The organism is Nocardia sp. CS682 (genome assembly GCF_004634405.1).
GTDB classification, from domain to species: Bacteria; Actinomycetota; Actinomycetes; order Mycobacteriales; family Mycobacteriaceae; genus Nocardia; species Nocardia ninae.
Map to the genome: position 1 here is coordinate 5,874,587 of NZ_CP029710.1, position 14,194 is coordinate 5,888,780.

The 14,194-nt window shown below is 68.8% G+C and carries 13 protein-coding genes; 5 read left to right on the forward strand and 8 right to left on the reverse strand.

Translation table 11 applies throughout. The annotated features are described in order from the left end of the window. Nucleotides 1-168 precede the first annotated feature (168 nt). The 4 genes from DMB37_RS26385 (at nt 169) to DMB37_RS26400 (ending at nt 5,299) form a co-directional block, all read left to right on the forward strand. Nucleotides 169-1,572, forward strand: coding sequence for an NAD(P)H-quinone dehydrogenase (locus DMB37_RS26385; protein WP_107654333.1), 1,404 nt, complete (start codon nt 169-171; stop codon nt 1,570-1,572). Between the two features lie 286 nt (nt 1,573-1,858). Then, the gene (locus DMB37_RS26390) at nt 1,859-2,899 is read left to right on the forward strand and encodes a hypothetical protein (protein ID WP_240771661.1); all 1,041 of its coding nucleotides are present in this window, start codon (nt 1,859-1,861) and stop codon (nt 2,897-2,899) included. A 78-nt stretch (nt 2,900-2,977) separates the two neighbouring features. Next, a complete protein-coding gene (locus tag DMB37_RS26395; RefSeq protein ID WP_135234964.1) occupies nt 2,978-4,006 on the forward strand; it encodes a hypothetical protein in 1,029 nt (342 codons plus the stop codon). A gap of 117 nt (nt 4,007-4,123) precedes the next feature. Beyond that, nucleotides 4,124-5,299, forward strand: coding sequence for a PLP-dependent aminotransferase family protein (locus DMB37_RS26400; protein WP_135234965.1), 1,176 nt, complete (start codon nt 4,124-4,126; stop codon nt 5,297-5,299). Nucleotides 5,300-5,432: 133 nt separating this feature from the next. On the opposite strand, the gene DMB37_RS26405 is transcribed toward DMB37_RS26400, so the two are convergent. Together DMB37_RS26405 and glpK are read right to left on the reverse strand one after the other, a co-directional pair. After that, nucleotides 5,433-5,678, reverse strand: a complete 246-nt coding sequence (locus tag DMB37_RS26405; RefSeq protein WP_135234966.1) for a hypothetical protein — start codon at nt 5,676-5,678, stop codon at nt 5,433-5,435. Nucleotides 5,679-5,790: 112 nt separating this feature from the next. After that, entirely contained in the window at nt 5,791-7,290 is a 1,500-nt protein-coding gene (glpK, locus tag DMB37_RS26410; RefSeq protein WP_135234967.1) for a glycerol kinase GlpK, read from the reverse strand. Between the two features lie 335 nt (nt 7,291-7,625). Between glpK and glpD the strand changes: the two genes are divergently transcribed. Continuing rightward, a complete protein-coding gene (gene glpD / locus DMB37_RS26415; RefSeq protein ID WP_135234968.1) occupies nt 7,626-9,389 on the forward strand; it encodes a glycerol-3-phosphate dehydrogenase in 1,764 nt (587 codons plus the stop codon). 7 nt (nt 9,390-9,396) lie between these two features. On the opposite strand, the gene DMB37_RS26420 is transcribed toward glpD, so the two are convergent. From DMB37_RS26420 to DMB37_RS26445, 6 genes are all read right to left on the reverse strand, one after another. Continuing rightward, nucleotides 9,397-10,695 carry a sensor histidine kinase KdpD gene (locus DMB37_RS26420; protein WP_135234969.1) on the reverse strand — a complete coding sequence of 433 codons (1,299 nt, stop codon included), beginning with the start codon at nt 10,693-10,695 and terminating at the stop codon, nt 9,397-9,399. Then, a complete protein-coding gene (locus DMB37_RS26425; protein ID WP_135234970.1) occupies nt 10,692-11,366 on the reverse strand; it encodes a response regulator transcription factor in 675 nt (224 codons plus the stop codon). The genes DMB37_RS26420 and DMB37_RS26425 overlap by 4 nt, the downstream gene beginning before the upstream one ends. Before the next feature lie 64 nt (nt 11,367-11,430). Further along, nucleotides 11,431-11,652, reverse strand: coding sequence for a hypothetical protein (locus DMB37_RS26430; RefSeq protein WP_135234971.1), 222 nt, complete (start codon nt 11,650-11,652; stop codon nt 11,431-11,433). A gap of 92 nt (nt 11,653-11,744) precedes the next feature. Further along, nucleotides 11,745-12,314: a TetR/AcrR family transcriptional regulator gene (locus tag DMB37_RS26435; RefSeq protein WP_135237836.1), complete on the reverse strand. Its 570-nt coding sequence runs from the start codon at nt 12,312-12,314 to the stop codon at nt 11,745-11,747. A gap of 98 nt (nt 12,315-12,412) precedes the next feature. Further along, nucleotides 12,413-13,774 (reverse strand): hydroxysqualene dehydroxylase HpnE, encoded by a 1,362-nt coding sequence (hpnE, locus tag DMB37_RS26440; RefSeq protein WP_135234972.1) that lies wholly within the window; start codon nt 13,772-13,774, stop codon nt 12,413-12,415. Between the two features lie 54 nt (nt 13,775-13,828). Further along, entirely contained in the window at nt 13,829-14,011 is a 183-nt protein-coding gene (locus DMB37_RS26445; protein WP_107654341.1) for a hypothetical protein, read from the reverse strand. Between the last annotated feature and the right edge of the window lie 183 nt (nt 14,012-14,194).

Sequence of the window (14,194 nt, forward strand, 5' to 3'; positions counted from 1 at the left end):
GCATCGTGTAGCGGTTCCATGGGGGGTGGTGGCCGGGTGACGGGTGGGCCCGCGTCGTGTAGCGATTCCGTGGGAGGGGTGGTGGCCGGGCTGCGGGTGGGCCTGCCTCGCCCGATAACGTTGACAGGTACCGGAGATCCCGGTGCGCAACCAAGAGCGGAGGTATCCATGACCCGCATAGCGATCATCGGTGGCGGACCGGCCGGCTACGAGGCGGCGCTGGTGGCAGCCCAGCACGGTGCGTCGGTGACGCTGATCGATAGCGACGGCATCGGCGGGGCATGTGTGCTCTGGGATTGTGTCCCTTCGAAAACCTTCATCGCCTCCACCGGCGTGCGCACCGACCTGCGCCGCGCCCGCGATCTCGGGATCACCCTCGATCCGAACCAGGCCAAGGTGCAACTGGCCGAGGTGAACGGCCGCGTCAAGGCGCTGGCGCTGGCCCAGTCCTCCGACATCAGGTCCAAGCTGCAGACCGTCGGCGTCACCGTGCTGGCCGGTCGCGCGGAGCTGACCGACACGTCTACCGGCCTTGCCGCGCATCACGTGCGGGCCGTGCTGGCCGACGGCACCGAGACGACCATCGAGGCCGAAGTTGTGTTGATCGCCACTGGCGCGAGCCCGCGCGTGTTGCCGGGTGCCGAGCCGGACGGTGAGCGCATCCTGAACTGGCGTCAGCTCTACGACTTGGAAGAGCTGCCGGAGACCCTGGTGGTGGTCGGCTCCGGTGTCACCGGTGCCGAGTTCGTCTCGGCCTACACCGAAATGGGCGTGCGGGTGCGGCTGGTCTCCAGTCGCGACCGGGTGCTGCCCGGCGAGGACGCCGACGCCGCTCTGGTGCTGGAGGACGCGCTCGCCGAACGCGGTGTCGAGCTGGTGAAGCACGCCCGCGCGGACGCGGTGGAGCGCACCGCCGAGGGCGTGGTGGTCAAACTGTCCGACGGCCGGACCGTCGCAGGGACGCACGCGCTGATGACGGTCGGCTCGACGCCCAACACCGACGGCCTCGGACTGGAACGGGTCGGCATCGAGCTCGACCGCGGCGGCTACCTGCGGGTGGACCGGGTTTCGCGGACCTCCGTGCCCGGCATCTACGCCGCGGGTGACTGCACCGGGCTGCTGCCGCTGGCCTCGGTGGCCGCGATGCAGGGGCGCATCGCGATGTACCACGCGCTGGGCGAGGGTGTCAGCCCGATCCGGTTGAAGACCGTGGCGTCCGCGGTGTTCACCCGCCCGGAGATCGCCACCGTCGGCGTGAGCCAGACCGCGATCGACAACGGTGAGACACCGGCCCGCACGGTGATGCTGCCGCTGAACACCAACCCGAGGGCCAAGATGTCGGGCCTGCGCCGGGGTTTCGTGAAGATCTTCTGCCGCCCCGCCACCGGCGTGGTCATCGGCGGCGTGGTGGTGGCGCCGATCGCGTCGGAGCTCATCCTGCCGATCGCGCTCGCGGTGCAGAACAACCTGACCGTCAACGACCTGGCCCAGACCTTCTCGGTGTACCCCTCGCTGACCGGTTCGGTGACCGAAGCCGCACGCCAGCTGATGCGCCACGACGACCTGGACTGAATGGTCTTGCGGTTCAGCAGCGTTCGTGCAGTGTGAAGTTTTCATTCACATTGCCCATCAGGCCTACATATGGTTCACTTCCCGCAGAGATGCGATCGGCGGGCGGTCGCGTGGTTCGGTGTTCGGGGGGATGGATCGTTCCCAGTCGAAACGTCGAACGACCTTCGCGTCGTTCGACGACCGGGCGTCTCGTCAGAGACAACTGAGTGCGACCGAACCCAGGTCACACCCGGGAAAGGGAATGCGAAAAGTGAAACATCGTAAGCCGAGTCGGGCGCAGCGAGCGATGGCGAGCACCTCGTTGCCACTGGCCGCAGCGGCCGCTGTGGCCTCTCTCTTGGCGGCGCCGGCGGGGGCAGCTCCCAATGATCCGACCATTCCACCCACCACCGCGCCGCCGAGCCCCGCTCCGGCGCAGCCAGGGGTGAACGAGGCCCCGCCGAGCCCCGATACCACCAAGCCGGATCCGAACAAGCCGGATCCCAACAAGCCGCAGGGGCCGAGCCAGCCGGGCGTCACCACGCCGGGCCAGCCGGGGGTCAATACGCCGGACCCGGTCATGCCGAATCCGAACAAGGATCCGCGGCTGGCGCAGCCGACCCAGCCGGGTGTCACCACCCCGCGGATCGCGCCGCTGCCGGTGCCGGGTCAGTCCGGCCAGCAGGGTCAGGCCCAGCCCGCGGTGACGCCGGATACCCCGGACGGCGAGCAGACGCCGACCCAGCCCGGAACCACGCCGCAGCAGCCCGGTACGCCGAACACGCCGCCGCGCACCCAGAACACCCCGGGCAGCGACGAGAACACCCAGGCGCAGCAGCCGGAGACGCTGGTTCAGCCGCAGCAGCCCCGCTGGCAGGCCCCGCGACTGGAGGAGGCCCCGCCGGCGCCGGTCGTCGAGATGACCGGTCCGCACCAGGAGATCGGTGCGAACATCGACGGTGGCGCGCTGCTGCCGGGCCACGTGGCCAACACCCATCACTTCAACAACGAGTCGGGTTACGTCGGCACCATCGGGTACCGCACCCCGGCCGGTGCCGGTGAGGCCGGTGTGTCGGTCGAATACGTCGACACCAACACCGTCAAGGTCACCACCTACACCGGTGGTGTCGGCCTGACCGACAACAAGACGATCTCCGTCTTCGACACCACCCAGGCCAACCTGGCCAAGGCGGCCGTCGAGAACTGGATCAAGGAACAGCCGGGCGGCGCCGCGGCACTCGAAGCGGCCGCGCAAGTTAAGCTTCCGCTGCAGCCGGGCGATCTGGCTCCGCAAACGGTCGAAGTGGGTGGCGTGACCACCCAGTGGGGTGGTTCACTCCAGTACTGAGACGACTGGGGTTGATTCGACGGGTGGGGCGGTCGTTCGCGACCGCCCCACACGTGTGTCTTGGGGAAAGGATTGGGTGTGACCTCCGACGGTGATCCGAGGGAGAACGAATCCGACGACCAGTCCGCGTCGGATTTCGGACCTCCGGTGGGTGAATTCGGCCCGCCTGTCTCAGAATTCGGACCGCCCGTTTCGGAATTCGGCCCGCCGATGGGGGATACCGGTCCGCGCTGGCAGGTGCCGGAACAGACGGCCGACCATCCCGAGTTGGTGTGGCGGCCCGCCGCCGACGCGGGGCCGACACCGCCACCGCAGTACCGTGCACCTGATTCGTCAGCGGGCGTCGAGCCGCCGCCGGGGCCGCCGCCCGTGCCGCCTCGGGTACCGCCCGCCGATCGTGCGCAGGCGGCGCGGCCTGCCGGGGACCCGGACAAGGACTCGTGGTGGAACCGCCCGACCGACACGGGCAGCGTGCCGAAACCGCCTCCGCTGAGCGCGCCGGGACTGTCCTGGGCCGATGACCCGATCGCGAAGCGGTTGGCGCCGACCACGCCGGTCGTGGCGCCGCCGATCCCGCGGCAGTCCGGCTCGCACGCCGCTCGCAACGTGATCGCGGGCATCCTGGCACTGGTCATCCTGGTCGGATTGACGGTGACGGTGATCCTGGTGTCCAGGAACACCGGCGGCGACACCGCCGCGCCGCCCGCCGCGACCACCACTGCGGCACTGAGCTGCCCAGCCACCAAGGACGGCAAGGTGACCGTCGGCAACGGCAGCGGCGACGCCACCAGCGGACCAGGGGCGATTCTCGGCTTCCAATACTCCTTCTACGTGGAGCGCAGCGGCGAGCGGGCGAGGAGCTTCGTGGCGCCCGACGCCGAGAACGTGTCGCCGGCCGATGTCATCCAGAAGGGGATCAACGAGGAGGTGCCGGTAGGCACCACGCACTGTGTGCGGATCACCGAGGTTGCGACAGACACTTTCGATGTCGACCTCACCGAGCACCATCCCGACGGTAAGACCAGGGTGTATCCACAGACAGTCACCACGGTGCTGCGAGACGGCAAGGTGCAGATCTACGCGATCAAGGAGCGGGCGCTGTCCTGAGCTTCGCGGTCGACGGGGTGCGAGGGTCTCAATATGTGAGAAATCGGTTTCATATCTTGATCACCAGTATGCGACAGTGGGATCTCGCGTAACTCGGCGTTCCGTTCGGAGGTTCCCATGTCGCCGACCATTCCACCGCTCGCGGCCAAGCTCGGCGGACTGCAGAGCTCGGCGATCCGTGACCTGCTGAAGCTCACCGCGCGCGCCGAGATCATCGGCCTGGCCGGCGGGTTGCCGGATGCGGAACTGATGCCGCGCGAGCGGATCGCGGCTGCTGCGGATGCGGCGCTGACCAGTGCGGGCTGCCTGCAATACACCGAGTCGCCCGGCTGGCGGCCGCTGCGCGCGGTGCTCACCGAGCGGGAGTCTTTACGGCTGGGCCGGTCGGTGACTATCGACGAAGTGTTCGTGACACACGGCTCGCAGCAGGCACTTTCGTTGCTGGCCGAGGTGCTGCTGGATCCTGGTGCGCTGGTCGTGGTCGAGGATCCGGCGTATGTCGGTGCGTTGCAAGTGTTTCGGGCTGCCGGTGCGCGGATCGTCGCGGTGCCGCTGGATGCCGAGGGCATGCGTACCGACGCGCTCGCCGACCTGCTCGCCCGCGGCGAACGCCCGGCCCTGGTGCACACGGTGAGCAACTTCCACAATCCCGGCGGGGTGACGATGAGCCCGCGGCGCCGCGCCGAACTCGCCGAACTCGCTGACGCGCATGGCTTCTGGGTGATCGAGGATGATCCGTACGGCGAGCTGTGGTTCGACAATCCGCCGCCCGCACCCGTGGCAACCTACTCCCGCAACGTGATTCGGCTGTCGAGCGCCTCCAAGATCCTGGCGCCCTCGCTGCGCGTCGGCTGGATGGTCGCGCCGGACCCGGTGTGCCGTGCCGTGGAGCTGCTGAAACAAGGTGCGGACCTGTGCGGTTCGGCGCTGACCCACCAGATCGCCGCCGACCTGCTCGCCGACGAGACCTGGCTGTCCGCGCACGTCGACCACGTGCGCACGGTCTACGGCGAGCGCGCCAAGTCGCTGGTGCACGCGGTGCGCACCCGCTTCGGCGACCGCGTGCGCTGCACCGACGCCACCGGCGGCATGTTCGTCTGGGCCGACTTCACCGACGACACCGACACCCAGGCGCTGCTCCCGCGTGCCCTCGAAGCGGGCGTCGCCTACGTCCCCGGCTCCGCCTTCGCCGTCGACGGCGGCTACCGCAACTCGATGCGCATGTGCTTCACCACCTCCGACAGCGCCACGCTGACCGAGGCGGTGGACCGACTGGCCGGCGCCGCGCAATAGTGCGGCGAGTTCGGAGACTCCCCCCGCTCGACTACTTCCTGCCGCGCACCGGGCGTAGGAGACGAGCGACCTGAGCGGGAACGCCACCGGGGTGTGGCGGACCGCGCACCCCCCGGCGGCCGTGCCCGACGGATCAGCCGTCGTTGACGCCCGGCTGCAGGTAGTTGGTGACCTGCCATACGTAGCCGCCGCCGGAGCGGACGCAACCGAGCACCGCTTTGCGCTGGACGCCGCCGCCCACATCCACGTAGACCTCTTCCCTCGCGCCGGGAATCGAGCACGACTCGCCGGGCTGTCCCGCGTGCGCGGCCGGCGCGACCATGGCCAGGATGCCGGTGGCCAATGCCCCGACGGCGAGTGCAGATGCGGTGCGTCTCATATCTTTTCGTGCCTTTCGAACGAACGATCCTTACCTCGACATAGACGGCGGCAGTACTAAGGCCGTTCCGTCGAGTGAGGTAGATCACTCCATCGGAGGCGATGTTCGGGTGTCAGTCCGCCCAGTTGTAGGTGCGTTCGACGGCCTTGTTCCAGGACTTCCAGTGTTCGTCGCGGTCTTCGGTGGACATGGTCGGCTGCCACGTCTTGTCGGCCGCCCAGTTCTCCCGGATGTCGTCGGTGCCGGACCAGTAGTCGACCGCGAGGCCGGCCGCGTAGGCGGCGCCGAGGGCGGTGGTTTCGTTGACGACCGGGCGCACCACGGGCACGTCGAGGATGTCGGACTGGAACTGCATGAGCAGGTCGTTGCTGACCATGCCGCCGTCCACCTTCAGGGTGGTCAGTTCGAGATCGAGCTGCTCGGATTCGGCGTCCGCGCGCATGGCGTCGACCACCTCGCCGGTTTGAAAAGCGGTGGACTCCAGCACGGCTCGGGCCAGGTGCGCCTTGTTCACGTAGCGGGTGAGCCCGGCGATCACGCCGCGGGCGTCCGGCCGCCAGCGTGGCGCGAACAGCCCGGAGAAGGCGGGCACGATGTAGGCGCCGCCGTTGTCCTCGACGCTGCGGGCCAGCGGCTCGATCTCGTCGGCCGAGGAGATGATGCCCAAGTTGTCCCGGAACCATTGCACCAGTGAGCCGGTGACCGCGATCGACCCCTCCAGCGCGTACACGGCGGGCTCGTCGCCGAGCTGATAGCAGACGGTGGTGAGCAGACCGTGCTTGCTGACCACAGGCGTGGTCCCGGTGTTGAGCAGCATGAAATTGCCGGTGCCGTAGGTGTTCTTGGCTTCCCCGGGGGACAGGCAGGCCTGGCCGAAGGTGGCGGCCTGCTGGTCGCCGAGGATGCCCGCGACCGGAATCCCTTGCAGCGGACCGGAGGTGATCTCCGCGTACACCTCCGAGGAACTGCGGATCTCCGGCAGCATCGACTCCGGCACGCCGAACTCCGCGCAGATCTCCGAATCCCATTGGCGGGTATTCAGATCCATCAGCATCGTGCGCGACGCGTTGGTCACGTCGGTGATGTGTTCACCGGTCAGATTCCACAGCACCCAGCTGTCCATGGTGCCGAAGCACAGCTCGCCCGCCTCGGCCCGCTTGCGTGCACCGTCGACATTGTCGAGAATCCAGCGCAGCTTCGGCCCGGCGAAGTAGGTGGACAGCGGCAGGCCGGTGCGCTCCTGATAGCGGGTCGGCCCGATATCGCCGCCGAGCTCGGTGGTCAGCCGGTCGGTGCGGGTGTCCTGCCAGACGATGGCGTGGTGAATCGGCTTGCCAGTGGACCGATCCCAGACCACGGTGGTCTCGCGCTGGTTGGTGACGCCGACCGCCGCGATGTCGTCTTTGCTGAGCTTTTGCTGCTTCAGCACCTCGCCCAGCACGAATTCGGTATTCTCCCAGATGGTTTCGGCGTCGTGCTCGACCCAGCCCCGTCGTGGAAAGATCTGTTCGTGTTCCCGCTGGGCCACGCCGACGACGCGCCCCTGCCGATCGAAAACGATGCACCGACTCGAAGTCGTGCCCTGGTCGATGGCGGCCACATAGCGACGCATTCGTGCAGGTTACTAAACACCGAGCGCGCTGTGTCCGATTGCGGCCACGCGGGTCCTCGATGGTCACGCGGCTAACCGGCGCCGGGCTCGCGCGGATTGCCGCTCCGTGGTCACCGGAGCTGCCCGCCGACGGGCCGGGCTGCGGATCACATGGCCGCCCGCGCCCCGCTCGATTAGGGTCGAAAGCAGTTACCGACGAGTAGCGCTCAACGACACGAGCGACGCCGTGGTCGAAGAGATCCGTGGCACCTGGCATAGCCTGTACCAAGAGCAGCTCGATCGAATGCGCGAACAAGACCACTACGTCGTCGACAACGCGGCTGGAGGAGTCGAGCATGACCAAGAAACCGGAGTCCCAGTTCCTCGGTCCGGAGCAGCGCAGGACGGCCTGGGAGAGGTTCGGCAAGGACCATTTCGACGTGGTCGTCATCGGCGGCGGCGTGGTCGGCGCGGGCATCGCGCTCGACGCGGCCACCCGTGGGCTGAAGGTCGCGCTGGTCGAGGCGCGTGACCTCGCATCCGGCACGTCGAGCCGGTCGTCGAAGATGTTCCACGGCGGTCTGCGCTATCTGGAGCAGTTGGAGTTCGGCCTGGTCCGCGAGGCGCTGAAGGAACGCGAGCTGGCACTGTCCGCGCTCGCCCCGCACCTGGTGAAACCGCTGCGCTTCCTCTATCCGCTCACCCACCGCGCGTGGGAGCGGCCCTACGTCGCGGCGGGGCTGATGCTCTACGACACCATGGGCGGCGCCAAATCCGTTCCGGGCCAGCGTCATCTCACCCGGATGGGCGCGCTGCGGCTGGCGCCCGGCCTCAAGCGCAGCGCGCTGATCGGCGGCGTCAGTTACTACGACACCGTCGTCGACGACGCCAGGCACACCATGACCGTGGCCCGCACCGCCGCGCACTACGGCGCGGTGATCCGCACCTCCACCCAGGTCGTCGGCTTCCTGCGCGAGGCAGACCGGGTGGTCGGCGTGCAGGTGCGCGACAGCGAGGACGGCCGCACCGCCGACATCCGCGCGCACGTGGTGATCAACTCGACCGGTGTGTGGACCGACGAGGTGCAGGCGCTGGCCCACCAGCGTGGCCGCTTCCACGTCCGGGCGTCCAAGGGCGTGCACATCGTGGTGCCGCGCGACCGGATCGTCAGCGATGCGGCGATCATCCTGCGCACCCCGACCTCGGTGCTGTTCGTCATCCCGTGGGGCACCCACTGGATCATCGGCACCACCGATACCGACTGGAACCTCGACCTCGCCCATCCCGCGGCGACCAAGGCCGACATCGACTATCTGCTGGACCGGGTCAACGACGTGCTGGTCACCCCGCTCACCCACGACGACATCGACGGCGTCTACGCGGGCCTGCGCCCGCTGCTGGCGGGGGAGAGCGACGAGACCTCCAAGCTGTCCCGCGAGCACGCCGTCGCCAGGGTGGCGCCCGGCCTGGTCAGCATCGCGGGCGGCAAGTACACCACCTATCGGGTGATGGCCTACGACGCGGTCGACGAAGCGGCACAGGACATTCCGGCCCGGGTGTCGCCGTCGATCACCGAGAAGGTACCGCTGCTCGGCGCCGACGGCTACTTCGCGCTGATCAACCAGACGGTGCAGCTGGCCGAGGCGTACGGCGTGCATCCGTACCGGATCAAGCACCTGCTCGATCGGTACGGCTCGCTCATCGATGAGGTGCTGGCGCTGGCCGACGGCAAGCCCGAACTGCTGCAGCCCATTACCGAGGCGCCGTCGTACCTGCAGGTGGAGGCCGTGTACGCGGCCGCCGCCGAGGGTGCGCTGCACCTGGACGACATCCTGGCCCGGCGCACCCGCATCTCCATCGAGTACCCGGACCGCGGCGCCGACTGCGCCGAGCAGGTGGCCCGCCTCGTCGCGCCGGTCCTCGGCTGGGACGACGCCGAAATCGAGCGTGAGATAACGACTTATCGGGCGCGCGTCGAGGCCGAGATCCGTTCGCAGACCCAGCCCGACGACGACTCCGCCGATGCGCTGCGCATCGCGGCCCCCGAACCGCGGCCCGAGATTCTGGAGCCGGTGCCGGTGGACGGCGTGCCCAAGGCTGTGCGGCAACCGAATCGGTAGCGACGGATCAGGAGAGGCCGAGTGCGGGCGGCGGCAGTGCGATGGTCGCGATGGTGCCGCCGCCCGGTGCGGGCTCCATTGTCGCGGTGCCGCTGTGTAATTCGGCGATCCACGCGACCAGCGCCAGCCCGATGCCGCTGCCCCGCCCGCCGGTGACGCCGCGAGCGAACGGGTTGCTCGACAGCTGAGGGTGCAGCCCCGCGCCGTGGTCGCGCACGCTGACCCGCCCCTGCGCGACGTGCACCTCCACCGGAGCGTCGGGGTTGATCGCGCCGTGCGTGATCGCATTCTCGATCAGGTTACGCACCGCGAGGCTCAGCAGGCTCGGGTCGCCGACGACGACCGTCGGCTCGCTCTGCACGACGACATTCGCCTGGAACTCCTCGGCCACCGCCTCGGTGAGCTGATCGAGCAGCAGCTGCACCCGCTCCATCGTCGTCACCCCGGCTTGCATCCGGGCCCGTGCGAGCAGGCCGGTGACGATCCGCTCCATCCGGGTTCCCAGCGCGCCCGCGTCGGCCAGTGCGCGCTCCACCTCGTGCGGACTGCGTCGCCGCGGCGCGGTGACCAGCCCCAAAGTGGTGAGGGGCGTGCGCAATTCGTGGGCGGCGTCACCGAGGAAGCGTTCCTGCTCCTCGACGAGCAGCAGCGCCTGGCGCATGCTGCGGCCCGAAAGCGCGTGTGCGGCGAGGGCGGACAGTGTGACGAGCGTCAGTCCGCCGACCACGAGCGCCCAGAGCAGCACCGCCCGGTCCCGATCGACCAGTCCCGGATTGGTGCCCGCGACGACGACCGCCTCCGTTTTCGTGTCCTCCCAGAACACCGGGGTCGCCGCGAGCCGCACCGGACGGCCCGCGCTGTCATAGCCGTCCTGGAAGACAGTTTCGCCCGCCCGCACGGCATCGTCGGCCAGCGCCTCCGCGCCGGCGGTCGGTGGCAGCCAGGACCGCAGGTGCCCGTAGATCTCCCGCCAGTGCCCGGTGTCGTCGTTCGTGACGATCAGAACCGCGGTCTCGCCGTTGGCCAGGTCGTCCTTCTCCACCAACTCGAGGTCGATGACCTGGTCGTCGGAGTTGAATTCGACGCTGCGCCACAGGCCGGTGACCACCCGGTCCAGGCTGTCGTCGATGGCATTGTGCCGCGAGCGGGCGTCGATGATCGCCGCGAGCACGCCGAGGATGATCAGACAGGTCGCGGTGATCACGGTGATGAGGGCGGTCAGCAGCCGGCGGGTGCGGCGCAGCCTGGCCACGGCGGGTAGGACGTTCGCGGAGCGACCGGACAACGCCGTTGCCGAGGGAATCAACGTGCGAATGAGTCACTTCCGATCATGAAGCCGGTGCCGCGCACGGTCTCGATCACCTGCGGCGGCCCGAGCTTGCGGCGCAGCTGCGCGATCACGGCGTCCACCACATTCGAGGCCGGCTCGGCCATCTCGTCCCAGCAGCACTCGATGAGCTCGCTGCGCGAGACCACGTGGCCCGCGCGGGTGGCGAGCAGCTCGAGCACCGCGAACTCCTTCGGGGTCAGCGACCGCAGGATGCCCGCGCGCTGCACCCGGCGGCGCGGCAGGTCGATGTCGATATCGCCGAGCACGAGGCGCGCGGGTGCCGGATGTTCGCGGCGGCGGCACAGCGCGCGCACTCTGGCGGCCAGTTCGGGCATCGCGAACGGTTTGACCAGGTAGTCGTCGGCGCCGTGCTCGAAACCGGCGATGCGATCGGCGAGGCCGTCGCGGGCGGTGAGCATCAGCACCGGCACCCGCTGGCCCGCGGCGCGCTGGACGGAGACCAGGTGCAGTCCGTCGCCGTCGGGCAGGCCGCGATCGACGATGAGGACGTCGTAGGTGTTGACGGAGATCTTCAGGTCGGCGTCGGCCAGGTGGTGGGCGAGGTCGACGGCGAACCCCGCCGAGCGCAGCCCGGCGGCGACTTCGTTTCCCAGACCTTCGTCGTCCTCGACCACCAGCACACGCACGAGATCAGAGAGTATGCCATTTCAGATCGGGCCGATCCGGCACACCGGACCGGCCCGGCCGGGATCAGTTGGTGGAGTAGTACAGATCCCATTCACCGGTGGGGGTCTGCCTGCACTCCCACCACGTCCAGTCCGGATGTGCGGGTGCGTCGGAGCCATCCGCCCGGCACGCCGCTTCGGTGCCGTAGGTGCCTACGTAGATCGTCTCTGCCGAGGCCACCGCCGACCCTCCGGCGACGAGGCCCGCCGAAAGCGCAACGGCCGCAAGCAAGGTGCTGATCTTCATCTGTTTCCTCTCTCCCCGGCGCGAGATCCGCGCCTTGGTGAAAGAAAACCAAGCTGTCCGTGAGATTTTCGTGAGGTTACCGACGTCGCAGGTCAGCGGGGTGCTTCCAGTCGTACCGCCCAGCCGACGAGCGAGCGGAGGTAGCGCAGCACCATCTCGTCCGGATAGTTCGCCGGATCGGTGAGGTGCAGCCGGGCCAGTTCTTCCATGGCCGCCAACAGGATTCGCTCGGTCGGCCCCTCCGGGTCGACGGTGACGCCCGCATAGCGGGACAGGTGGCGCGCGCCGATCGCGCGGGCGTAGGACCGGCCGAGTTCGAGCCGGTCGCGCAGATCGGGCGGGCCGCCATCCGGCGGGCTGAGGATGATCCGCCAGCTGGTCGGCGCCGCGTGCAGATAGGCGAGGATGCCGCGGCCGACCTGATCCACGTCGACGGCCTCGGACCAGTCGACGCTGCTGACCCCGGCCAGCGCGATCTCGGACTCGCGGTCGAGCAGCGCGGTCATCAGCCCGGACAGGTCGGTGAACTGCTGATACACCAGGGCGCGGGCGACCTGGGACTCGCGCGCCACCCGATCGATGGTGACCGCGCCGAAACCGTCGGCGGCGACGATGTCGCGCGCGACATCCAGCAGCTGAGCCCGCCGGTCGGCCGCCGACATCCGGCGTTTGGGGGTCGGTCGATCGACCGCGGGCTTGGCGGTCGTCGACTTACCCGCCCGGCGCTTGGCGACGTAGTCGGACGTGGCGCGATCCGTGCTCACCGCACCGACGGTAGCGCAAGCAGTAGATCGACCGCCTTTGCCGCGCTCTGTACTGCGCTTTCCATGGTCGCCGACCAGTCGGTGGCGGTCCAGTCGCCCGCGAGTACCAGGGTCGGCACCGAGGTGCGTTGCTCGGGTCGCAGCGCGTGCGTGCCGACCACCTGGGAGAAGGTCGCCTTCGGCATCCGAACAACGTGTCCCTGAACAACTTTCGCCTCTTCGGCAGCGGGATAGTAGCGGCGCAAGAGCTCGAGCTGCTCGGCGAGGATCTCCTCGTTGGTCTTGTGGATCTGTTCGTAGGCGCCGCTGGTGGTCAGGCAGTACAGCCAGGCCTGATCGGTGGGGCGACCGGTCATCCGCTGGCGGTCGAAGACCTCGTCGATCACGCCGGTGCCGCCGATCAGCGCCTCGAACTCGGCCGTGGTGCCCAGCGGGCGGTCCAGATACAGGTTGGTGCTGACGATCGGGGTGTAGCCCAATTTGTCTGCGGCAGAATAGAGTTCGGCGTGTTCCGGCAGGTCATCGAGCAGGCCATTGATGTTGGAGTTGGGCACGGCGCAGACCACCGCGTCCGCCGGGACGGTGGTGCCGTCGGCAAGCGCCACCCCGGTGACGCGGCCGTCGGCGATGTTGATGCGCCGGGCCACCGCGCGATGCTTGACCTCGACCCCGTGTCGCGCAAAGACTTTCAGCGCACCGGTGATGAAGAGTGTGTCCAGGTCGGTGGTGGGGTAGCCGATGGTGGCCGGGCGCCGGTGCTTGATGCCGAGGCGGATGCCGGTGGCCATCACATCGGCGAGCACCTTCGCCGATTCCTGCTGCACCGGTTCGGCGGCGACCCCGAGCGCCAGCCAATCCCACAGGGCCTCACGGGCTTTCGCGGGCATGCCGATACGGTTGAACCACTGCTCGGTGGTCAGGTCGGGCAGGTCGGCGGGCTGGTGCAGGCATTGCCAGCCGAGCCGGAGGGTGGCGACGGTGGCGCGGGCCCGTTCGAGTAGGCCGGCATCGGGGTGCGCGCCGGAGAGGGTGCGCAGTGCGCCGAACCCCTTGGTGCTCATGGTGGCGCTGCGGCCGTCGGGCCAGCGCAGCGTGGCCCGCTCCGGGAAGGCGACGTACTGCCGGGTGCCGATGCTGGTGAGATAGCGGAACAGGTGGTCGTAGCCGCTGGCGATCACGTGCTGGCCGTTGTCCGGCGGGTCGTCCACCGCGTCGACCTTCATGGCGTGGGTGCGGCCGCCGAGCCGGCCCCGCCGTTCCAGCAGGGTGACGTTCTTGCCCGCCTGGGCCAGCCAGACCGCGGCCGCGAGTCCGGCCAGTCCGCCGCCGATGACCACGTACTGCCGTGGATCGTTCATGCCGCACTCCTCATTAACTTACAGCTTGTAAGTTAAGTGGATGCGGTCACTTCGTCAAGGGCGCGGCGACACCGAGGAGATCGGCGGGTGCGGCGCCCGCGGCGTATCGGTGGGTGAACTCGGATGGAGCAGAAGGTAACTGAACAGCGCGGTGGCCAGGGTCGCCAGCGCGGCGAAGAAGAGGCGCGAGGCGATCGCGAGCAGCGGCCGTCTGCTCGATCTCGATACCGTCGTCATGGCCTGCTCCTGTGCTGTGTCGTGACTGCCACGGAGATAGTCGTGCCGAGCGCGCCGATCATTAGCAACTGAGTGGCAAATTACAGTGGTCGGCGGGTGATAGCCGGTGGGCACGCCGAGCGCATCGTCGGATTGCACAGTTGATTCGGTGCGGCGAACCAATCGGCTTGGTCCGGTGACGGA